General features: G+C 69.9%; 11 protein-coding genes. 2 read left to right on the plus strand and 9 right to left on the minus strand.

Features of this window, described 5'->3' with window-relative positions:
* Positions 1-250: 250 nt before the first annotated feature.
* From V5F61_RS00410 to V5F61_RS00440, 7 genes are all read right to left on the minus strand, one after another.
* Positions 251-832 carry a response regulator transcription factor gene (locus V5F61_RS00410; RefSeq protein WP_393986898.1) on the minus strand — a complete coding sequence of 194 codons (582 nt, stop codon included), beginning with the start codon at positions 830-832 and terminating at the stop codon, positions 251-253.
* 617 nt (positions 833-1,449) lie between these two features.
* Positions 1,450-2,814, minus strand: a complete 1,365-nt coding sequence (locus V5F61_RS00415) for an HlyD family type I secretion periplasmic adaptor subunit (protein ID WP_393986899.1) — start codon at positions 2,812-2,814, stop codon at positions 1,450-1,452.
* Between the two features lie 38 nt (positions 2,815-2,852).
* On the minus strand, positions 2,853-4,634 hold the full coding sequence (locus V5F61_RS00420; protein ID WP_393986900.1) for a type I secretion system permease/ATPase: 1,782 nt from the start codon (positions 4,632-4,634) through the stop codon (positions 2,853-2,855).
* Between the two features lie 31 nt (positions 4,635-4,665).
* Positions 4,666-7,629 (minus strand): beta strand repeat-containing protein, encoded by a 2,964-nt coding sequence (locus V5F61_RS00425; RefSeq protein WP_393986901.1) that lies wholly within the window; start codon positions 7,627-7,629, stop codon positions 4,666-4,668.
* A 349-nt stretch (positions 7,630-7,978) separates the two neighbouring features.
* The gene (locus V5F61_RS00430; protein WP_393986902.1) at positions 7,979-8,284 is read right to left on the minus strand and encodes a hypothetical protein; all 306 of its coding nucleotides are present in this window, start codon (positions 8,282-8,284) and stop codon (positions 7,979-7,981) included.
* A 203-nt stretch (positions 8,285-8,487) separates the two neighbouring features.
* Positions 8,488-9,171, minus strand: coding sequence for a hypothetical protein (locus V5F61_RS00435; protein WP_393986903.1), 684 nt, complete (start codon positions 9,169-9,171; stop codon positions 8,488-8,490).
* A 385-nt stretch (positions 9,172-9,556) separates the two neighbouring features.
* On the minus strand, positions 9,557-10,846 hold the full coding sequence (locus V5F61_RS00440) for a hypothetical protein (protein ID WP_393986904.1): 1,290 nt from the start codon (positions 10,844-10,846) through the stop codon (positions 9,557-9,559).
* Between the two features lie 359 nt (positions 10,847-11,205).
* On the opposite strand from V5F61_RS00440, the gene V5F61_RS00445 reads away from it, so the two are divergent.
* On the plus strand, positions 11,206-12,615 hold the full coding sequence (locus V5F61_RS00445; protein WP_393986905.1) for a glycosyltransferase: 1,410 nt from the start codon (positions 11,206-11,208) through the stop codon (positions 12,613-12,615).
* Positions 12,612-13,802, plus strand: a complete 1,191-nt coding sequence (locus V5F61_RS00450; RefSeq protein ID WP_393986906.1) for a glycosyltransferase — start codon at positions 12,612-12,614, stop codon at positions 13,800-13,802. The genes V5F61_RS00445 and V5F61_RS00450 overlap by 4 nt, the downstream gene beginning before the upstream one ends.
* A 170-nt stretch (positions 13,803-13,972) precedes the next feature.
* On the opposite strand, the gene V5F61_RS00455 is transcribed toward V5F61_RS00450, so the two are convergent.
* Positions 13,973-15,319, minus strand: coding sequence for an aminotransferase class I/II-fold pyridoxal phosphate-dependent enzyme (locus V5F61_RS00455; RefSeq protein WP_393986907.1), 1,347 nt, complete (start codon positions 15,317-15,319; stop codon positions 13,973-13,975).
* Positions 15,316-22,593: an SDR family NAD(P)-dependent oxidoreductase gene (locus V5F61_RS00460; protein ID WP_393986908.1), complete on the minus strand. Its 7,278-nt coding sequence runs from the start codon at positions 22,591-22,593 to the stop codon at positions 15,316-15,318. Before V5F61_RS00460 ends, V5F61_RS00455 begins: the two co-directional genes overlap by 4 nt.
* Between the last annotated feature and the right edge of the window lie 42 nt (positions 22,594-22,635).

A 22,635-nucleotide genomic window follows, 5' to 3' on the forward strand; every position in this document is an offset into this window, starting at 1 on the left:
CCGCGCGTCAACATCCCGACGGCACGGCAGTGGGTGGCGGATGGCCGATGATCTGGGGAGGGCACCGCATTTGCGGTGGGGCGGGGCGTCGGCCGTGGCGCTCGGGAGTGGCCTGTGCGCGTGCCGGGTGTGCCGGCTCGTGGAGGTTCCGGAAGGTGTCGTTGAGCTTTCGCGGGCCCCGCACGCCCCCGCGCGTGCCGGCATCTGCTTCGCCCAAGGGTGGTTCGGACCCGTGGCGCCCGAGCGGCGCCTAGAGAAGGAGGGGGGAGTGGGCGGCCTCCGCGGCGAGGCGGGTGTCGGTCTGGGCCTCGCCGGTGCTGCTCTGCTCGATGCCGCAGAGGGCGGCCTGGGTGCGGTTGGAGGCCCCGAGCTTCCGCATGATCTGGCGGACATGGACCTTCACCGTGGACTCGCACATGGAGAGCTCCCGTGCGATGTGCTTGTTGGAATAGCCCTTCTGGAGCAGGCGCAGCACCGAATTCTGCCGCGCGGTGAGGTTGGCGCAGTAATTGGGATCGCGCGGGCCACGGGCGCGGGACCAGTCCTCGCCGCGATCGATGTCGTTGGCCCGCAGCAGTGCATTGGCGGGGAAGTAGACGCCGCCGCCCATGATGAAGCGGAGCGCCTGGAACACCACCGGCGGGGCGATGCGGGCGCAGATGAAGCCGCTGGCGCCCGCCTTGAGCACGTCCACCACCTCGTTCACGTCGTCATTGTCGCAGATGACCACGAGGGGCACCTGCGGCAGCACCTGGCGGAGGGTGTCGACCCGCGCCTTGAGCGCCGGGGCCGCGAGGGAGGCGCCGCCGATGTTGAAGACGATGAGCTGCACGTCCGTGTCGGAGAGGTCGGCGCCGACGCTGTCGGGCTCGATGGTCTCCAGCTGCAGCTCGTCCTCCGCAGCCCAGTCTTCCAGAAGTCTCCTGATGCTGGCTCACCGCAAGGGGAGATCATCAATCAGCATCAAACACATGTTCCCCTGATGTTTCCCGATACCCGTGTGCATGACGACCTCCGCCTCATGGGCTCGCGGGTGGTCCGACAGCCTGCGGGACACTCCCCCCGAGGCTCCCATCGCCCACCGAATGTCCATCTTGAGCACTTTGCGCAGAGCCTTCGAAAACTGCCCCCCTCGGCACCGGAAGGTACTTATGTCGCACTAGGCCGGGAAGGCTGGTCTCTAGCTCTTTTTGCTATTATTTGTACTAATACATTCACAAATTCAGTATTCATAAGCATGAAGTTGATTTTTGTGACTGTTTTGGGGGCCTTGCGCGCTACTCAGATACGCGGTATCGCGATGGCGTCGAAGGGCTTACGTTTCGGTATATACGCCATATGTGGCCCACTTTGATGGCAAATACAACCGAATTTTGCGACGTTTGATGAACGTAAGTGGAACTTAGCTATCTATATTTGTCGTCATCGGTTGTATCTGAAAATCTACATTCATACCTCCCTGAAGCTTCTCCTCAGGGTGTCGCGGATCGGCTCGAGGAGGTAATCCACGAATGTCCGCTCCTGGGTCACGATCAGCACTTCCGCCGGCATGCCCGGTTGAAGCTCCACCACGCTCTTCAGCCGGTCGAGCTCTCCGCGATCCACCTCCACGCGGGCGAGGAAGTAGGCCTGGCCGGTGCCCTGGTCCACCAGCCGGTCGGCGGAGACCGAGGTGACGACGCCGTCGATGCGGGGCAGGGCGTAGCGGGAGAATGCGGTGAGGTGAACCTGGGCTGGCAGCCCCTGGTGCACGACGTCGATGTCCACGGGCGAGACGCGGGCCTCGATCAGCAGGCGCTCGCTGTCCGGCACGATGTCGAGGATGGCCTCGCCGGGGCGGATGACGCCGCTGAGGGTCTTGAAGCGCAGGTTCACGATGGTGCCGCTGATGGGCGCGGTGACCACGGTGCGGGCCAGCACGTCGCGGCTCGCCTGCAGGCGCTCCATCACGCCCGCCAGCTCAACGCGCACCTTGTCGAGCTGCTCGGAAACCTCGTTGCCGCGCTCCGCGTCGAGGGAGAGGAGCTGGACCTGGGTTTCGCCGATCTGCTGGCGGGCGCGGGCGATCATGCCGATATATTCTCCCCGCCGGCCCTCAATGTCGGCCCGCGCGCGCTCCAGGGCCAGCAGCTCGGGCTTGCGGATGAGGTTCTTCTCCAGCAGCACGCGCTTGCCCTCCAGTTCCTCGGAGATGAGCAGCAGCTGGACCTGCGCGCTCGCAGCCTGGGCCTCCAGCGCCTTGATCTGCTGCAGGGATTGCTCGATCCGCTGCTGCAGGATCTCCCGCTGCCTCTGGAGCGAGACGCGCCGGGTTTCGAACACCACGCGCTGCCCGCGCACGATGGAGGCGAGGTCGGCGCCTGCCCGCGCGTTCATCAGCTCGTCGGGGAAGGCGACTTCCGGCTGGTCGGCCAGCTCGGCGCGCAGGCGCGCCTGCATGGCGATCAACGTGTAATATTGGTTGAGCAGGGCGTTCAGCGTGGTTTCCGCCTGCACGCGCTCCAGCAGCACCAGGGGCTGACCCGCGTGGACCTGATCGCCGTCGCGCACCTTCAGGTCGGCGATGATGCCCCCTTCGAGATGCTGGATGGTGCGGCGGCTGCCGTCCGGGCTGATGACGCCGGAGGCTACCGCGCCGCCGGCGAGTGGGGCCGACAACCCCCACAGCAGGAACCCGCCCAGGAAGACGATGATCAGAACAACGCCGACCACGGTAGGCGCGTGCAGGGCCTCCCGCAGGGCGCCTTCCGCGCCAGGCGGGGGAGAGGTCCGGCCCTGTTTCGGTTCGTCGAGCACGGTCAGGGACTGGGACATGGGATGTCTCCTCGTGATGCGTGGACGGCGCCGGCGGTTCACGACGCCGGCCCCATGGCCGGCATGTCCGCCTGCGCGATGCGTTCGGCCGGGCTCGGGGCGGGGGCCGCAGCCGGGGCGGGGCCCGATGCCACGAACCGCAGGCGCTTCAGCACTTCGTCGCGGGCCCCGAATGCCTCCACGCGGCCGTCGCGCAGCAGCAGGATCTTGTCCGCCTGCACGATGGTGGAGGGGCGGTGGCCGACGATGAGCAGGGTGGAGCCGCGGCGCTTCATCTCCTCGATGGCGGCCGAGAGCGCGGCTTCGCCCTGCTGGTCCAGGTTGGCGTTGGGCTCGTCCAGCACGATGAGGGGCGGCACGCCGTACACCGCGCGGGCGAGGCCGATGCGCTGGCGCTGGCCGCCGGAGAGGCGGTGCCCGCCGTCGCCCACCGGCGTGTCGTAGCCGTTGGGCAGGCGCTGGATCATCTCGTGGGCGTGGGCGAGCATGGCGGCCTCGATCACCGCCGTCTCGTCGCCGCCCTTCATGCGGGCGATGTTCTCGCGCACCGTGCCCGGGAACAGCTCGGTGTCCTGCGGGAGGTAGCCGAGATAGCGCCCGAGCTGCTCGGGGTCCCAATGGGTGAGGTCGGACCCGTCGAGGCGCACCTCGCCGCCCGAGGGCCGCGCCACGCCCACCAGCAGTCGGCACAGGGTGCTCTTGCCGCTGGCCGAGGGGCCGACGATGGCGATGGCCTCGCCCGGCCGCGCCTGGAAGGAGACCTGGTGGAGCACAGGGCGTCCGCCCGGCGGCGTGTAGGTGACCGCGTTCACCGCGACGATGCCGGTGGGCGTGGGCAGGGCCAGGCGCCGGCGTTCCTGGGGCGTCGTGTGCAGGCGCGACTTCAGCCGGTGGAAGGCCAGCCGCGCGATGGTGAAGTTGCGCCAGCTGCTCATGGCCATCTCCACCGGTGCCAGCGCCCGGCCGAGCAGGATGGAGCAGGCGATCATGGCGCCGCCGGAAAGCTCGCCCTTCAGCACCAGATAGGCGCCGAGGCCGAGCGCCGCCGACTGCATGAACAGCCGCGCGAACTTGGTGATGCCGATGATGAAGCTCGACCGCTCACCCGCCGCCTGGGAGGCGCTCACGCTCGCGTCGTTGGCGGCGCGCCAGCGATCGGTGAGCGCGGGCAGCATGCCCATGGCTCGCACCACCTCGGCGTTGCGGATCACGGTCTCGGCCTGGAGGGTAGCGTTGATCTGGGCCTGGTTCGCCGCCGCCGTAGCGCCGCGGGTGGTCGCCTCGTTGGCGAGGCCGAGCGCCAGCAGGATCACGGCCGACGACACTGCCAGCACCCCCAGTGCCGGATGCAGGATCCAGATGAGCGCCAGGAACACCGGCGACCACGGTGCATCGAAGAAGACGGTGAGGGCGGGCGAGGCGATGAAGTTCTGGATCTGCGTGATGTCACGCAGGGGCTGCGCTCCGCCGCCGTCGCCCATCAGCCGGGCGCGGACGCAGTGGGACAGGTAGACCGGCCCGAGCCGGTCGGAGAGCCAGGAGCTCATGCGCACCGCGAGCACGGAGCGCAGGGCATCCAGCAGCCCCATCAGCAGCATCGCCGCCGCGGTGAGGATGGTGAGCAGCACCAGCGTGTTGACGCTGCCCGTGACCATCACCCGGTCGTAGATCTGGAGCATGTAGAGGGGCGAGGCCAGCATCAGCATATTGATGGCCAGGCTGAAGAGGAGGAGCGTGCCGGCCGAGCGCCGGCACTGCTCCATGGCGAAGTCGAGCTCGGTGGCGCGTCCACCCGGCCCGCTGCGATCCCGTCGCGACATGACCTGTCCTCCCTCTTGCGCAGGCCTTGCTTCAGGCGATGAGGCCGGAGTCCACGAACAGGTCGTTCTGGACGAAGGTATTGGCTGCCGCCTGGGCAGCCGCGAGATCGGTGAGGGAGCCCACCACCACGTAGGTGGTGTGGGTGCTCCCCACGAGGCGCACCGCCAGTGTCGGGTCGGAGCTGCCGTACACCTGGACCAGGCTGGGTGCCTGGGTGAGGCTGTTCACGTAGACGTCCTCGCCCGTCTGGTACCCGGCGATGAGGTTGGTGCCGCCGAGGATCTTGAAGGTGTCCACCCCCGCCGATCCACCGTCGCTGACGCCCTCGCCATAGAGGGTCTTCGAGCCGGCGCCGTTAGCCACCAGCACGTCGGCGCCGCTGCCGCCGCGCAGCACGTCGTTGCCCGCGCCGGAGACCAGCTTGTTGTCGCCGGTGCTGCCGACGAGGGTGTCGTTGAAGGCGGAGCCGATGATGTTCTCGATGGTGTTGAGCTGGTCGCCCTGGGCATCGCCGCCGCTGCCGATGGTGGCCTGGGCGGCGTTGGCCGTGAGCGTGACCGTCACGGCGGCGGAGGAGGTGGAGTAGTCGGCGGTGTCGATGCCGTCGCCGCCCACCAGCACGTCCGCCCCGGCGCCGCCGCGCAGCGTGTCGTTGCCGCCGCCGCCTTCCAGTCGGTTGGCGGCGGTGCTGCCGATAAGGGTGTCGTTGTAGGCCGAGCCGGTGAGGTTCTCGATGCCGGTGAGCTGGTCGCCCTCGGCATCGCCGCCGGCGCCCACGGTGGTGGCCGTGGCGCTGATGGCGACGGTGACCCCGGCCGTGGACGTCGAATAGCTGGCGGTGTCGGTGCCGTCGCCGCCGATCAGGATGTCGGCGCCGCCCTGGCCGCGCAGGGTATCGTTGCCGGCGCCGCCTTCCAGGCGATTCGCCACGGCGCTGCCCTGGAGCGTGTCGTTGAAGGCGGAGCCGATCAGGTTTTCGATCTGGCTGAGCTGGTCGCCCTGGGCATCGCCGCCCGCGCCGGTGGTGACGATGTTGGGGTCGTCGCTGGCGAAGAGGGCAACGCCCACAGCGCTGGCGGAGGCCGAATAGTCGGCGGTGTCGATGCCCGCGCCGCCGATGAGCCGGTCGGCATCGAGGCCGCCGACCAGGCGGTCGTTGCCGGCCCCGCCCTCCAGCCGGTTGGCGCCGGCGGCGCCGATCAGCACGTCATCGAAGGCTGAACCGATGAGGTTCTCGATGCTGGTGAGCTGGTCGCCTTCTGCGTCGCCGCCGATGCCGGTCGTGGTGGCCAGGGCATCCAGCGTCACCGTCACGCCGGTGGCGGACGTGGAGTATTCGGCGGTGTCCGAGCCGCCGTTGCCGTTCAGGATGTCGGCGCCCGCGCCGCCCACGAAGATGTCGGCGCGGGCGCTGCCGATGAAGGTATCGGCGAAGGCACTGCCGATGAGGCGCTCGATGAGGATGAGGGTATCACCCTCCGCATCGCCGCCGAGGCCGGTGCCGGCGGCGGTGGGATCGGCGTCGGTGGCATTGAGCTGGATGGTGACGGCGGCGGCCGAGCCGGAATAATCCGCCGTGTCGAGGCCGCCCTGTCCCACCAGGGTGTCTGCCCCGCCACCGCCGGTGAGGGTGTTGTCGCCCGCATCGCCCGCCAGGATGTCGTTCGCCGCCGAGCCGATGATATTCTCGATGGAAATATAGGTATCGCCGGCCGCCGCGCCCGAGCCGGCGTTGGCGGCGAGGTCCACGCCCACGGCGCCGCCCGCCGAATAATCGGCCGTGTCGATGCCGTCGCCGCCGTCCAGCACGTCGGCACCGCTGCCACCGTCGAGGTTGTCGTTGCCGGTGCCGCCATAGAGCTGGTCGTCGCCGGCCCCGGCCATGAGCTTGTCATTGCCGGCATCACCGAACAACTGGTCGGCTCCGTCGCCTGCGTTGAGGTCGTCGTCGCCATCGCCACCGGAGAGGTAATCGTCGCCGCTCGAGGCGTTGAGCATGTCGTTGCCGGCACCGCCGATCAGGGTGTCGTTGCCGAAGCCGGCCAGGAGCTGGTCGTCGCCGTCACCGCCGTCGAGCAGGTCGTCGCCGTCGCCGGAGCTGAGCAGATCGTCGCCCATGCCGCCGTAGAGGCTGTCGTTGCCGAACCCGCCGAGTACGGTGTCGTTGCCGCCGCCGCCAAACAGACGGTCGTCGCCGGCGCCGCCGTCGAGGGTGTCGTTGCCGCCGGCGACGGTGGTGTTCACCCCGTCGGGGATGCCGTCGCCGTCGTCGTCGTCGGGAACGCCATTGCCGTCCACGTCGATGATGGTGTCGCCGATCAGGGTGTCGTTGCCGTCGTTGCCGCGCAGAACGTCGTTGCCCAGCAGGCCGATCAGCACGTTGTCGAGGCCATTGCCCGAGAGCACGTCGTTGTAGGCGGAGCCGATGAGGTTCTCGATCCCGAGAAGCGTATCGCCGGTGGCGTGGCCGCCGGCCCCGCGCGAGGTGAGCGTGGGGTTGAGGTTGAGCGACATGGTGACGGCGGCGGTGGAGGTGGAATAATCCGCCGTGTCGATGCCGTCTCCGCCGATGAGGGTATCGCCGCCGGCGCCGCCGCGCAGCAGATCGTTGCCCGCCCCGCCGGTGAGCTTGTCGGTGCCGTCGCCGCCGTCGAGCACGTCGTCGCTCTCGGCGCCGGTCAGGGTGTCGTTCCCGGCCCCGCCGTCGAGATAGTCGCCGCCGTCGGTGCCGGCGCGCACGGTGATGATGTCGTTGCCGGCGAGGCCCTGGATCTTGAAGCGCCCGGAGGCGGTGAGCTCATAGGTGTCGTTGCCGGACGTGAGGCCGATGAGCTGGTAGGAGGGCGGAACGGTGGCCGCGGTGAGCGCGAGTGCGCTCGTCGTCGCGGTGACGCTCAGCGGGCTTGCGAGCGTGGATGCCGAGGCCGAATTCGACGTGGAAGTCGTGGACGATGACCCGATTACCAGTCGAGAAATCTTTATCGTTGTCGACATGACCCACTCTCCCGTTTTCCGATCCATTGTTCGGATGGAGTGGGGGAAACCTTAAATGCCGAAGAGTACGCCAAACAACAGCCCACATGGGGCAGCAGCCATTCAGCCGTGTAGGGTGTAGGTTTATAATACTCAAGTGGTAGAATGCAGGTTGATTGCTTCAATGACGAATATGATTTTGCTGCGGTGCGGAAAATCGATTTGTATATTCAACATTATTAATGCTGGAGGCGTTAAAATACCTCCGCGGTAAAAACATAAAACAAAAGTAAAAAGGAGCCCTGAGGGCGGCGGCCCCAGGGCTCCCAGGCAACTGGAAACAGAGTATGTTGCCGTCTTAATGCGGCAATCAGGCCACCGCAGCGTAGCCGGACAGGGCGATGCTGGAGTAGTCGTCCGTGACCACCACGGCGAGGTTCACCTCGGTGGCGCTGTCGTCGCCCACGGCCTGGACGTCGACATTGAAGCCGGCGAAGTTGCCGCTGATGTCGATGCACATGTCGAAGTTCACCGACGGATCGAACGAGCTCTCATAGGTGGTCGTGGTGTCGAAGTTGAGGTCGACATACGACGCGAAGTCGTAGGTCACGTCGAGGTCCCAGTTGAAGTCGCCGTTGTCACCGCCGTGGCCGCCGTTCCAAGGATCGTAGGACATGTTCGTCTCCATTGCGAAGATGTCGAGCGTCTCGCCGACATCGAGAAAGTAGTTTTTCGCTGATCCAAGGTCAAAAGAGCAACCGGATGACTAAACCAACGGAGTATATTTTCTTCACCTGGGGGTATCGTTCTGGTGATGGTTTTGAAGAGGAAGGCGTATGATGGTGCTCTCTGGCGCCCGTATGCTTGCGCCGGCCTGGCTCAGCCGATGGCGGCCGCGACCACGACCGACACGCTCGAGAGCTGGTCCTCTACAGTGATGGCCGAAAAGTCCACAAGGGTGAGGCTGTTGTCGCCGATCGCCGCGGCGGAGATGTCGAACAGGGCGAGGTTCCCGTCCACCGTGATGTCCCAGTTGTCCGGGGCGTCGCAGCCGCACGCTGGCTGTGGCTCGGCGGCGGCCGGCTCCTCCACAGAGGGGGCCGTGCCGGCTGAGGCCGTGTCCTCGAAGGCGATTCCCGGAATGCCATCGATGTCCAGCGCGTACAGCTCTGTGAGGGAGGTCGCCGTCCATTCGGACGAAGCCTGGTCCTGGCTGGAGAAGACCGCGGTGTAGCTGAGGCTGAAGGTGTGGTCGGCATCGCCGGTGATGGCGCCGACGCTCGATGCCGTGGCATAGGCGCCGGCCGTGCCCTGGCCCCAGGCGGTGAACTCGCCGACCGCGTAGGCCGATTGAACCTGGGCGTCGCCGGTGACCACAACGTCCACGGCCGCGGTCGCGAGAGTGTTCTCGCCCGCGGCGAAGGCGTCTCCGGAAAGCTGGAGCGCCATCCCCTCTTCCTGGGTGGAGGTGGCGGGCCCGGTCGCGACCGCGAGGGAGATGGACGTCTGTTCCAGCGAGCTGGTGTCGCCCCCGGACCCGCTCCCGGTCTGTACGACCGACATGTTCTGACTGAACGTCGAAGCATATGCGGCTGACATGGCGCGCCTCTCGGTCTAATGCCTCCAGCATTTTAGCGGATGCACTGTGCAGAGAAACGCGGGATTACGCTTTACTCACCCAAGGAGCCTTTACGGGTCGAAGGAAGTAGAGGGAAGGAGCAACCTGTACATTACTCCATATGCGCTCGACCTGCTTGGGGAATTGCCGCAGCGCCATCCCTCAGGGGGCGGGCCGGGCCTGGCCTTCGGCCCGGCTGGACTTGATGTGGAGGATCTCATGGAGGTTGCCGGAGAGGGACGTGCCGGCATTGCGCCGTGCGGGCGCGGCAGATGTGGAGCCGGTGCGCGGTCCTTCCGCGCGCCGGCTGTCGTTTCCCCTGAAGGGCCGCTAGCTCCAGAAGCTGACATCGATCAGATGGAGGTCGGGCCTCGCGATCGCGTCGCTCCAGTCTTGTGCGGTGGGGCCGCTCGAATCTCCGCCCGCAAGGCGCAGCTCCGGGTGCGCCGCGGCACAGAACCGCGCGGCGAAAGTGGTGAAGAAGGCGTCGGTCCACACCCAGCTCGAAGGCCCGGTGAAATGTGCCTCGGGCAAGCCGGACGTGCCGTTGCCGCCGGAGCCGCCGCCAGCGGATGTTCCACCGCCGGACCCATTATCAACCGTGCCGCCATTGCCGGGCGCTGTGGTCGGGTCGCTCGATCCGCCCTGGGGCTCGCCGTCACCGGGTTCGAAGGGAATACCGGGATCGGCGGGCGGGTCAACGCCGGGATTGACCGGGAATGCGCCGCCGTCGCCGCCCCCAGTATCGCCGGGCGGGTCGCCTTCGTCGCCGCCTCCGTCTCCACCGCCGCCGGGGTCTCCGCCGTCTCCACCGTCTCCACCGCCGCCGGGATCACCGCCGTCGCCGCCATCTCCACCGCCGCCGGGGTCGCCGCCATCGCCTCCGTCTCCGCCGTCGCCGGGATCACCGCAGCCGCAGTCACGCTCGTAGTCGACGGCAGCGGCCAGGGTGGCATAAGTGCTGGAGAGGCGGTCTTCCACGGCGAGGTTGGTCACATCGACGGTGACCAGGCTGTCGTCGCCCTGGGCGACGTTATCGACATTGTATTGCGCCAGATTCCCCGAGATGAGCCCCGGCAGCTCGCACATGGCGGTGTTGTAATCCATCTCCATCACCAGCGGACCGTTCACCGGCGCGAGTCCGGCGATGTCGATGGCGAGGAAGACGACATCGGTGGTGGAAGCGGTCCAGAGGGAGTCTCCGAACGCCCCGCTGCCATACTGCGACTGATTGATGACGAGGATGAAATCGGCACCGCTGAAGTCGAGCGCACAGTCGGTCTGGGCGAGCAGTGCGTCGTCCGCGTTGCCTAGCGCCAGTGCTTGCAGGGAGGCGTGGCCGAGGGCCAGGGCACCCCAGGAATAGGTTTCCAGCTCAAGAGAGATGTCAAGGGATGTGAAAGTATCCGTGCCAACTGCATCGGCTGAAGCGTTGACGCCGATGCCCATCCCATTGTCATTCGGGCTCTGGGTGAAGGCGAGGCTGGCCAGGAGCTGCTCGATGTTCGAGACGCTTATGATGTCCCCGAACGAGGTGCCCAGGATGCTCGATAGATCCAAAGGTGGAGCCAGGACGATATCGTTCTGATCTTCCTGTGTTACAGGGTCCAGTGCCATCATGACCCCCATTCGCATGAAAACTCTTGTGCCATTCATAGCGCGCGGCCCTGCGGTGCTGAACATTGCAAAGGGTGTTCGTTCCACTGGTGGGAGCTAAGGCTTCAGTAGCCCCTCCGATGGGGGAGAAGGGGGGAGGGCGAGGCGGAAGGTGCTCGGCCGGATGGGGGTATTCCCCATGTGTCGCACCGCCGGTCGCGGCGCTTCACCGCGACATGCTGCGCAAGCGAAATGATCTGCTTGAATTACATTGCGTCATCCCGGAAACTGCCGGGGCACTCCACTGGAACAGCGAATCCGGATCGGGGCCGCGAGTTGCCCCGCCGGCGACATTGCCCGGCCGGATCTTTACCCTGGGGCCCATGCGCACGTTTCCCGATCACGACAATGGGCTGAAGGCGGGCCGGGCGCTCCGCATCGCCTTGTTCGTTCACGCCTTTTATCCGGATCACGTCTACGGCACGGAGTTCTACACCCTCGCCCTGGCGCGGGCGTTCGCGGCGCGCGGGCACGAGGTGGTGGTCGTCACAGCGCGGCAAGCGGGCGAACCGCCTCAGGCGCGGGAGGTGGAGAGCTATGTCCACGCTGGCATCCGCGTGCTGCGCATCGACCGCAACCGCCATCCGCCGCGAAACGTGCGCGATGCCTATGACCAGCCCTCGCTCGCCCCGCTGCTCGCGACCCTCCTGCGGAGGATCGCGCCGGACGTGGTGCACGTGTGTCATCTCGCGAACTTCACAGCGGTGCTGCCGCAGGTGGCGGCAGGCCTCGGAATCCCGGTGTTCGCGACCCTTACGGACTTCTTCAACATCTGTCTCACGGGCATGCTGGAGCAGGCCCATGGTGGGGCCTGCGGGGGGCCCGACGCATCGCGGCTCAATTGCATGCGCTGCGGGCTCACCCTGCGCAGCCAGCAGCAGCCATCCTCCCCTGTCTGGCGGGCGCTCAGCCATCCCCTGCTCCGGGATGCGTGCGCGCAGGCGTTCACGCGCTTCGCGCCGTTTCTGCTCTTCTCCGGAGGAGCGGACGCGCGCGCCGTGCTGAGCCGTCCGCAGGTGATGCTCGCGGCCATGGCGCATTACCGCGCCGCCATCGCCCCCACGGCCTTCCTGGAAAGCGTGTTTCGGGCCCAGGGCGCGCCAACCCGGCTCGTGCGCAGCAATTTCGGCATCGAGATCGACCGGCGGCCGAAGCCGGCGCGCCCGGCGGGGCCGCTGCGGCTGGGGTTCATCGGGCAATTGCTCGCCCACAAGGGGCCGCATTTGCTGCTGCAGGCGCTGCGCACGCTGCCGCCGGCTTCGGCCACCCTGGATATCTGGGGCTCCGAGGAGCTTGAACCGGACTATGCGCGTGACCTGCGGGCGGTGGCGGAGCATCTGCCGGTGCGGTTCCGAGGCCTGTTCGACCCAGCCGACACGGCGGCGGTGATGGCCGAGCTCGATGTGCTCGTGCTGCCGTCGCTCTGGTACGAGAACGGGCCGCTCACGCTGCTGAAGGCGCTCGCCACCCACACGCCGGTGGTGGTGGCCGATGTGCCGGGCATGACGGAATTCGTGAACGAGGGCGTGAGCGGCTTCGCATTCCGGCGGGGGGACGCCGATGCGCTGGCCGCCGTCCTGTGCCGTTTCACGGACGATCCCACCCTCGCGCCGCGCATGAGCACCGCCACGCGCTACGTCCGCACTGAGGCCGACATGGCTGACGACGTGCTTGCCCTCTATGGCCCTGCGGCCGCAGGGATGGGCGCGTCGGTGCGGGCGCGGAAGGCATGAGGATCGCAATCCTATCCTCCAGCTACCTGCCGGTGCTGGACGGGGTGGCGGTGAGCGTGCACGAGAGGGCCGCGCGGCTTGCTGCCGCTGGCCATGCGGTGCTTCTGCTGGCGCCGCGGCCGGGTCGCGAGATCCCGCCCGGCCTGGTGCCGCCGGGCGTTGTTCATGTTCCCCTGTCGAGTGCGCCGTTCGGCACCGTTCCGGCGGATCGCAACCCCGTGCGCGCCGCGCAGGGCGAGATCTGGCGCGCGCTCGCGGCGTTCCGACCGGACGTCATTCATGTGGATGAGCCGGACCGGCTTGCGCTCGGCCTGATGCGGGTGCCAGCCCGCGCCTTCGCCCGGCGCCATGGCGTCCCCCTCATCGCCTTCTTCCATACGCCGTTCGTGGACTATGTGGTGGGGGAACGGCATCCGCGCTGGCTTTCGGCCCTGGGGTGGCAAGCGGTGGCCACGCTGTTCAATCGCTATGATGCGACCCTGGTGCCGGGCGCGGCGATGCTGCGGCGCCTGGAAGGGGCGGGGCTGGTCAATGGCGTCTGCGGGCCGTTCAATGGCGCCGACACCTCTCTTTTCACCCCGGGGCTCCGACGTGCGGGCTATTGGCGGCAGGAATGGGGGCTGCCGGCGCTCGACGCGCGCTTCGTGCTGCTCGTCGTGGGCCGGCTTACGCCGGACAAGGGCTGGGCACAGTGGGCGCAGGCCCTGCCGCGCCTCGGCCGCCTGCTCGGCGATGCGCTTGCCGTGGTCGTGGCGGGGGAGGGGGAGCTGCGGCCTCAGGTGGAGGCGATGCTGGCGCAGGGCCTTGCCCACGGCCATCTGCTGGGGGCCGTGCCCCGCGTGCGGATGCCGGCTCTCCTTGCCAATGGCGACGCCTGCGCCACCCTCTCCCGGCATGAGAATGCGAGCCTCGCCGTGCTGGAGGCCCAGGCGAGCGCCCTGCCTGTCCTGGCGCCGCGCGCGGGCGGCCTGCCGGACCAGATCGCGGACGGGGAGACCGGCCTGTTGTTCTCACCACACGACACCGGCGGCCTCGTCGCGGCGGTGGCGCGGCTGGTGCGGGAAGAGACCCTGCGCGCGCGGCTGCGGGAAGGCTTGATGGCCCGCCGCGCGGTCATCGGCTGGGACACGGCGTTCGCGGCATGGCTGGGCGCGGTGGAAGCCGTCGTCGCCCGCGCCCGGCGGTAACCAAGCCGGAGCGCCGCGCGAGCCACGGCGACCCTCGGTGCCGGTCACTAGCCGGGCTCGCTGCCGCCGCGCCAAAGGTCCTCGAGCTTGACACACGGGCCTTCGGCTAAGCCTGCGCATCGCTTGTGCGAAGGCACTTGGCGCCGCTCGAAGACCTGGCCCGGGTGGCTTCACACGCGGCCGAGGCCGAGCTTCGCGCCTTCTTCGGCCAGTGCCGCAACGGCGGTGTCGATGTGGTCCGGCTGGTGCGCGGCGGAGATGAAGAAGCGCAGCCGCGCGGAGTGCTCGGGCACCCCCGGCGGCAGCACCGGGAAGGCATTGGCGCCCCGCTCCAGCAGCCGCTGCGCCAGTGTCACCGTGCGCAGGGCGTCGCCCACCATCACCGGCACGATGCCCGCGCCCCAGGCGGCACCGGTGTCGAAGCCCGCCGCCTCCGCGCGGTCGCGGAACCGCCGGCTGTTGGCCTGGAGCCGGGCCACGCGCTCGGGCTCTGCGCGCATGATGGCGAGCGCGGTGCGTGCCGCCTCGGCGACCGGCACGGGCATGCCGACCGAGTAGACCATGCCCGGCGCCAGCGCCTTCAGATAGGCGGTGAGCACGGCCGGGCCGGCGATGTATCCGCCGCAGCTCACCAGCGTCTTGGAGAGGGTGCCGAACCAGATGTCGACCCGGCCGGGATCGACGCCCGCATGCTCCGCAATGCCGCGTCCGGTGGCGCCGAGCACGCCCAGGCCGTGGGCATCGTCGATCATGAGCCAGCAGCCGAAGCGCTCCTTCAGCGCCACGAGGCGCTCAAGGTCCGGCCCGTCGCCATCCATGGAGAACAGCCCCTCGGAGACGACGAGTACGCGCTCGAAACGGTCGCGGTCGCGCGCCAGCATGGCTTCGAGGGCATCGAGGTCGTTGTGGGGGAAGTTGCGCCGGGCCGCGCCGGAGAGCTGGGCGCCCAGCACTACCGAATTGTGCATGAGGGCGTCGTGGACGATGAGGTCCTTCGGCCCCAGCAGGGTCGGCAGCACCGCGAGCGGGGTGGCGTGGCCGCTCACGAAGACGAGCGCGCTCTCGGCCCCATAGAGGGCGGCCAGCGCCTGCTCCAGCGCATCATGGGCAGGCCGCTCGCCGGCCGAGAGGCGGCTGGCGGAGACGCTGGTGCCCCATTCGGCCGCCGCCTGCGCCACCGCCTGGGTGATGCGGGGGTCTCCATTCAGGCCGAGGTAGTCGTAGGATGCGAAGTTGAGGATCTCGCGCCCGGCGATGCGGGAGAGGGCGCCCGCCCGCACCTCGTGCACGCGGTGATAGGGGTTTTCCAGGCCCAGCACCTGGGCGGCGAGGGCTTGGTCGCGCAGCTCGGCGACCCGGGGCAGGGTCGCGAACGACACGAGCGCGGCCCGCCCGGCTTTGCTTGAAGCCGCAGACCGCGCGGCCGCTGAGGGGCGGGCCGCCGGAGGAGGGCTCACCTGCATGTCGGCCATCAGCCGTGCGAGGTCGTCTTCCGAAAGCGTACCGCGCCCGCTCATGCCCGGTGTGCTCCGACGGCTGCGCGCTCCGGCGCGAGGGCTGGTTCTTCCGCCGTGCCGGAGGCGTCGGCGCCGCGCAGGCTGGCGATGGCCACCCGCGTGAGGTCGCCGAGCGTGCGCCCGCTGCCGATGGAGAGGAGGGGCAGCTCCAGGCTGAACTTCTTTTCCAACGTCAGCCGCAGCTCCAGGGCCATGAGCGAGTCCATGCCGAGGTCGGCGAGCACCGCATCGGCATTCACCGCGTCGAGCGGCAGGCGCAGGATGGCTGCGATCTCGCGCGCGAGCACGGCGTCGAGGATCTCATGGGCCTCCTCCTCGGTCTTGCCGTCGATCCGGTCCCTGAGGTCCTCGCTCTCGCCGATGGCGCTCTGGGCGGCGCCGGGGAACAGGTTGGGGAAGGTGGGCGTCCGCAGCACCGCGACCTGCCGGGCGATGGCGCTGCCGTTCACCTGGGCATAGACGTTCACCGCGGGCGCCGCATCGCCCATGGCGATCAGCCGGCCAAGATAGGCGAGGCCTTCCCGCGAGGTGATGCCGGCGACGCCGGTGGCCCGTGCCAGGCGCTGGCCCAGCGCTTCGTCCTTGGCGATGACGCCGACGTCGGAGATGGCGCCCCAGCCCACGGAGAGCCCCGGCAGCCCGCGCCGACGCCGGTTGCGCACCACGCCTTCCAGGAAGGCGTTGGCGGCCACATAGGCGCCCTGGCCTGGGCTGCCGATCATGGCGGAGGCCGAGGAATACACCACGAACTGGTCCACAGGGTGGCGCTCGGTGATGCGGTCGAGCGCGAGCACGCCGTCCACCTTGGGCGCGAGCACCGTGGCGAGGCTCTGCGGGCCGAGGTTCGCGATCAGCCCGTCCTCCAGCACCATGGCGGTGTGGTAGACGCCGCGCAGCGGGCCGTGCTGCGCCACCAGCTGCTCCACCAGGGCTGAAAGGGCGGCCGGGTCGCGCGCGTCCACCTGCGCGGAAACGATGCGCGCTCCGGCGGCGTTGGCGGCTTCCATGCGCGCGACGAGGTCGGGCTCTCGCACGCCGCCGCGGGAAGCGGCGACCACCATGCCGGAGGTGCGCTGCGCGATCCACATGGCCGTCTCGAAGCCGAAGCCGCCGCCGCCGCCCACCACCAGGTGGACACCCTCGCGCAGAACCGGTGCAGGCGGCTCGGCGGGCCGCAGGCGTCCGCGACGGGCAGGGCGCACCACGATCTTGCCCACGTGGCGGGCGCCCTGCATCTGGCGGTAGGCCTCCTCCACCTCCTCGCCGGTCATCACCCGGTAGGGAATAGGGCCGAGGGCGCCGGAGGCGAACGCCGCGCCGATGTCGCGCATCATCACTTCGGCCTGGCTCGGATCATGCGCCAGGAGCTGGTCGAGATCGACGCCGAAATAGCTGATGTTGCGGGCGAAGGGCCGCAGCCCCAGCGCGGTGTTGGCGAGGAAGTCGCGCTTGCCCAGCTCCACGAAGCGGCCGAACGGCTTCACCAGCCGCAGGCTCGCCGCCATGGCATCGCCGGCCAGCGAGTTGAGCACCACGTCCACCTTGCCGTGGTCGCGGGCGATGTCGGCGGCGAAGGCGAGGTCGCGCGAGTTGTAGACCGCCGAGACGCCCAGGGCCTTCAGCAGCGCCGCCTTCTCGGGCGTTCCCGCGGTGGCGATGACGCGCGCGCCGCGGCTCAGGGCGATGGCCACCGCCGCGAGGCCGACGCCGCCCGCCCCGCCGTGGATCAGCACGCTCTCTCCCGCCGTGAGGCGGGCGCGCTCCACCAGCGCGTACCAGGCGGTGGAAAATGCGACCGGAATGGCCGCCGCCGCCTCGGGTGGCACGCCCTCGGGCACCTTGAAGGCGTACCACGCGGGCACCGTCACGTGGGTTGCGAAGGCATCGGGCGCGAAGCCCATCACCATGTCGCCGACCTTCAGCTGCGTGACGCCCGGCCCCACGCGCGCCACCGTGCCCGCGCACTCGAAGCCGAGGGAGGTGCTGGTGAGGCCGGGGCCGAGGATGTCGTCGTCCAGCGCGCCCAGGGCGAGCATCACGTCGCGGAAGTTGAGGCCGGTGGCCGCCACTTCGATCTCGACCTCGCCCTCCTTGGGCGCGAGGCGCGGCTCTGCGATCCATTCCATGGAGGCAAGCACGCCCTGCTGCGGCACATGCAGGCGCACGCGGCGGGCGTCGTCGGCCGGGGCCTCGGTCCGGGCGGTTCCGCGCAGCACGCGCAGGCCGAAGTCGCGCTCGGGGCGGGCGGCAATCTCCGTCTCCCGGCCGGCGTCCAGGATGCGGGAGCGCAGGCGCGGCGCCGCCTCGGCGGAGAGCGCCTCGGCATCCAGCAGGCGCAGGTCGATGCCGGGATGCTCGTTCATGGCCACGCGGCAGAAGGCGGCGAGCGCCACCGCCACCGGATCGAGCGCTTCGTCCGCCACCGCGCGTGCGCCGGAGGTGAGCACCCAGACCCGCTGGGCGCCGCCCTCCTGCGCCCAGGCGAGGATGCGCTTCAACGCCAGCAGGTGACCGGCCAGTGCCTCGCGGGGGGCTTGGCCCGGCTCTGCCGCGAGCGGCACGACGACGGTGCGTGGCGCCGGCTCGCCGGCGGGCAGCGGGGCATCAGGGCCGATCACCGCGTCGCCTTCGCCTGCGAGGGCGGCGCAGAAGGCGGCAGTGCCGGGCATGGCGAGCACGAGCAGGTGCGCGGCCTCCGCCGGCATGCCGGCGGCGGGCAGGCGGCCCTGGAGGAGGCAGGCGGTGCCGGTGTCGGTGCGCATGGGAGCGTCGCAGCCGGCATCGGCCAGCATCGCCTCGGTCTCGGCCGCGCCGGGGATGCGCCGGTGCGGCGCGTCGGCGACGCCGAGCAGGATGTCCATGGCGCTGTCCGGCGCAGGGCAGGAGACCAGCACTTCGGCTCCCGCCGCCCAGGCGGCGATGCGCTGGCCCTCCTCCGCATTGCCGCCGAACAGGGGCGCGGCCGCAAGGCCGACCACCAGGTCCACTGGCGCCAGGCGCGCCGTGTCGTCGGAGGGATCAAGAAAGGCGAATGTGCCCTCGCCGGCCCCGGCCACGATGCGTTCGAAGGCGGTGGCGTCGGCGCCGGCAAAGGTGACGTGGGCACGGCCCGCGCGCGCGAGCGGCAGCAGCACGCGCACCAGCCCCGCCGTCCACGGCCGCGCCACCAGCAGGTGCGGCCGGCAGGGCGCCGCGGCTTTCGTCCGCGCGTCCAGCGTCTGCGTCAGCGCGTCGAGCGCCGGGCGGAAGGCGAGGGCGTCTTCTTCCGCCAGCTCCGCCAGGGACGGGGGCAAGGCGGTGGGTGTGCCGCGCGTCAAGGCGTCCTTCAGGGTCGCCATGAGATGGGCGGCGACGCGGATTTCTGCGATCGCCTCGGGGCAACGCGCCGCCAGGGTCCGGAATATGGCATCGGCCGCCGGCAGCTCCGCTTCAAGGAGCTGCCAGCCGGCTTCCCCGCCTTCGGCGAGGCCCAGCCCGGCCAGATGCTCCAGCAGGCGGGACAGGAGCGCTTCGGCGCCCCTGTCGATCTCCCCGGTGAGGGCGAGGGCGGCGGGCAGGATGTCGGCGCCGAGGGCCCGCACGGTCTCGTAGACGTGCGAGCGCACGAAGCCGCGCAGCAGGAGCAGGGCGGGGGCATCGGCGCCTTCCGGCACCTCGGGCGCCGGGGCCTCCGCCGCCGCGCGCGAGCCGGCCGGCGGCAGCGGCTCCAGCTCGAGGTGGAACTGGCGCTCCTCGTCATCCTGGCGCGAGAGCAGCACGTCGCGCAGCACGAGGTCCTTGATCTCCGCCACCACGGACTTGTCTTCCGCCATCAGAACCACATCGACGGCGGCGGTGAAGCGGTTCTGGCGCGCGCGGCGCAGGATGGTGTGAACGATCGGCACGCCGGGCTGCCACACCGTCAGGCTGGCGATGCGCACGGGCAGGTGGGTGCGGACTTCGCCATAGATCGGCTCCGAGTCCAGCGAGAGCGGATGGAGCGCGGCATCGAGCCCGGCGGGGTCGATGACGTGCCTGTTCTGGAAATGGCCGAGCGGCAGCGTACCCGGCGCCAGCAGGCCGATGCCGCCGTCGGCGTCGCGCTCGAGCGAGATCATCCGGCGGAAGCTCGGCCCGTAATGGAGGCCGCAGCGCTCGGAGGCGGCGTAGACCTCCGCGCCGGTGACGGGGAAGAGGCGCGTGCGATCAGGCCAGACCGGCTCCGCGGGGGTGCCGGAGGCGGGCGCCACATGCCCCACCGCATGGAGCAGAAAGGCGCCGCCGCCGAGACGCCGCCGCGCCCAGATCTCGCATCGCCGCGTCGCCTCGTCGAAGCGCGTGGACACCTCGCGCATGGCGCCGTCCGAGAGGGTGAGCGGGCGCAGCACGTCGAAGTCCGACAGCTCCAGAGGGCCGTCGCCGAACATCTGGCGCCCCACCGAGAGCACCATCTCGGCGAGCGAGGCGCCGGGCACCACGATGTCGTCCTGGACCTGATGGTCCGCGATATAGGGCACCACCTCGGCGTCCACGAAGCCGCGCCATTCCGGCACTCCCTGGCTCACCTTGCGCCCGAGGATGGGATGGGACGGCGTGGAGCCGAACAGGCTGCCGAATACGTCCAGCGCCTCGCTGGTCTCGGGCAGCACGAAACGCTGGCGCTGGAAGGGGTAGGGCGGCAGCGCCGCCGGTTCCTGCGGCGCCGGGCCGAACACCCGTGTCTCGTCCACCCGCGCGCCGCGCGCGACCGCCCGCGCGGCGGTCACCGCCACGGGGTCGGCGCCGGTCCGCTCGTCCCGCTCCGAGAGGGAGCCGATGCAGGCGGCGGAAACGCCCGCCGCGCGCAGCGTCTCGCTGGTGGCGGCCAGCAGGATGGGCCGCGGGCCGATCTCCAGGAAATGGGTCACGCCCAGGCCGGCGGCGCAGGCGATCGCATCGCTGAAGCGCACGGGCTCGCGGATGTTGCGCCACCAGTAGCCGGCGTCGAGCGTCTCGCCTGCGGCGAGGGCGCCGGTGACGGTGGAGACGAGATCGACCCGCGTCGCGCGCGGCGAGAGCCCCGCGAGGTCGGCGCGGATGCCCTCCTCCGCGTCGTCCAGCAGGTGGGAGTGGAAGGGATAGTTGACGCCGATGGCGACGGTGGCCATGCGCCGGGCGCGCGCCGCTTTCTCCGCCGCCGCGATGGCCTCGCCCGATCCGCTGAGGGTGACGGAGTGGGGCCCGTTGATGGCCGCGAGCTGGAGGTCGGGGTGGGCGAGGGCGTCGAGAAGGGCGCGGGCCTGCTCTTCCGAGGCCGCCAGCGCCAGCATGCGCCCGCGCCCGGCGGCGATCTCCTGCCGCAGGCTGCGGTGGTGGATGAGGTGGACCGCTTCCCGTAGGTCGAGCGCGCCGCTCGCCGCGGCTGCGGCCACCTCGCCGACGCTGTGGCCCAGCACCGCATCCGGCCGCACGCCGAAATCCGCGAGCGCGCTGGTGAGGGCACACTGGATGGCGAAGATCAGGGGCTGGGCCACCGATGTCCGCTCGATGTCCGCCTCCAGGCCCGGCGCCAGGAGCTTCTCCCGCAGCGACCAGCCGCCTTCGGCCAGATAGAGCTGGTCGATCTCCTCGAAGGCGGCGCGGAAGGCGGCGCTGCGCGCCAGCGCCGCGCGGCCCATGCCGGCCCATTGGGCGCCGTTGCCGCTGTAGACGAAAGCGAGCTTGCCCGACCGCGTAGCGGCGGTGCCGGCGGCGACGCCGGCATCGTCCTTTTCTCCGGCCGCGAAGCGGCGCAGGGCGGCGGCCGCAGCGGTGGTGTCCTCCAGCGGCACGGCGAGGCGCTGGTCGAGCAGGTCGCGCTGGTGGCGCACCGCGGCGGCAGTTTCGGCGGGAACGTTCGCGCTGTTCTCGATGCGCTCCGCATGGAGGCCGGCAAGGGCGCGCAGCGCCTCCTGGGAGCGGGCCGAGAGCACGAGCAGCCGGGCCGTCGCGCTCGGGGAGGGCGCCGCCGGCGCCGGCTCCACCGCCCGCAGCACCACATGGGCGTTGGTGCCGCCGAAGCCGTAGTTGCAGATGCCGGCGAACGGGGTGCGCGCGCGGTCGAAGGCCACGTCGGCGATGGCGGGCGCGAGGTTCAGCGCCGCGAAATCCACGCGGGGGTTGAGGCTGTCGAGGTGGATGGTGCGCGGATAGACTTGGTGCTGGAGCGCCAGCGTCGCCTTCATGAGGCCGGCGAGGCCTGACACGCACTCCAGGTGGCCGATGTTGGACTTCACCGAGCCGATGGGCAGCGCGGTGGCGCGCGCCCGACCGAGCGCGGTGCCGATGGCCTCGGCCTCGATGGGATCGCCCACCGGCGTGCCGGTGCCGTGCGCCTCGACGAAGGCGAGGTCGTCCGGGCTGAGACCGAGCGCGCCGTAGGTGTCCTCGATCAGCCGGCGCTGTCCCTCCACGGAAGGCAGCGCGATGCCGGAAGTGCGCCCATCGGAATTGACGCCCGCGCCCGCCACCACGGCGTGGATGCGGTTGCGCGCGGCGAGCGCATCCTCCCGCCGGCGCAGCACCAGCGCGATGGCGCCTTCCGAGCGCACATAGCCGTCGGCCGCGCCGGAAAAGGGACGGCAGCGGCCGGTGGGCGAGAGCATGGACGCGCGCGAGAAGCCCACGAATGGCGCGGGCGAGAGCAGCAGGTTGACGCCAGCCACCACCGCAGTGTCGATCTCCCCCGCCTCCAGCGCGCGCGCCGCCTGCGCCAGCGCGACGAAGGACGACGAGCAGGCGGAATCCACCGTGAAGCTGGGGCCGACCCAGTCGAAGACGTAGGAGAGCCGGTTCGAGATGATGGCCAGGGCGTTCCCGGTCATGAAGTGGCTCTCGACCGACGCGGGATCGCCCGAGGCACTGGACTGGTAGTCCACGTTCGAGGCGCCCACGTAGACGCCGACCGACTGGCGCGCGGTGGCCGAAGCAGGAATGCCGGCATCCTCCAGCGCCCGCCAGACCACCTCGAGCAGAACGCGCTGCTGGGGATCGATCTGCTGTGCTTCGCGCGGCGAGATGCCGAAGGCGACCGGATCGAACGCGAACGGATCCTCAATGTAGCCGCCAGCGAAGGTGTAGGCGAAGCCAGGCTCGGTGCGACGGGGGTGGAGCGCGCGGTCGATCGCCCATCGGCCCTCGGGCAAGTCCCGGACGGCCGAGCGCCCTTCCAGCATCAGGCGCCACAGGGAGGCCGTATTGTCCGCCCCCGGGAGGCGGCATGCGTGGCCAATGATCGCAAGGTCACAAGCAGCAAAAGAAATCAATGTCATGCCCATTTACTGGTGTGAACCAGCGTTATTCAGCCCTTGATATTCCGC

Origin of the sequence: Xanthobacter sediminis (assembly GCF_043195015.1) — a bacterium.
Lineage (GTDB): Bacteria > Pseudomonadota > Alphaproteobacteria > Rhizobiales > Xanthobacteraceae > Xanthobacter.

Bases quoted from the DNA above. Each gene is read 5' to 3' on its own strand.
- V5F61_RS00415 (WP_393986899.1), bottom strand. From the start codon at position 2,814: ATGTCCCAGTCCCTGACCGTGCTCGACGAACCGAAACAGGGCCGGACC.
- V5F61_RS00420 (WP_393986900.1), bottom strand. From the start codon at position 4,634: ATGTCGCGACGGGATCGCAGCGGGCCGGGTGGACGCGCCACCGAGCTC.
- V5F61_RS00425 (WP_393986901.1), bottom strand. From the start codon at position 7,629: ATGTCGACAACGATAAAGATTTCTCGACTGGTAATCGGGTCATCGTCC.
- V5F61_RS00430 (WP_393986902.1), bottom strand. From the start codon at position 8,284: ATGTCCTACGATCCTTGGAACGGCGGCCACGGCGGTGACAACGGCGAC.
- V5F61_RS00435 (WP_393986903.1), bottom strand. From the start codon at position 9,171: ATGTCGGTCGTACAGACCGGGAGCGGGTCCGGGGGCGACACCAGCTCG.
- V5F61_RS00440 (WP_393986904.1), bottom strand. From the start codon at position 10,846: ATGATGGCACTGGACCCTGTAACACAGGAAGATCAGAACGATATCGTC.
- V5F61_RS00445 (WP_393986905.1), top strand. From the start codon at position 11,206: ATGCGCACGTTTCCCGATCACGACAATGGGCTGAAGGCGGGCCGGGCG.
- V5F61_RS00450 (WP_393986906.1), top strand. From the start codon at position 12,612: ATGAGGATCGCAATCCTATCCTCCAGCTACCTGCCGGTGCTGGACGGG.
- V5F61_RS00455 (WP_393986907.1), bottom strand. From the start codon at position 15,319: ATGAGCGGGCGCGGTACGCTTTCGGAAGACGACCTCGCACGGCTGATG.
- V5F61_RS00460 (WP_393986908.1), bottom strand. From the start codon at position 22,593: ATGGGCATGACATTGATTTCTTTTGCTGCTTGTGACCTTGCGATCATT.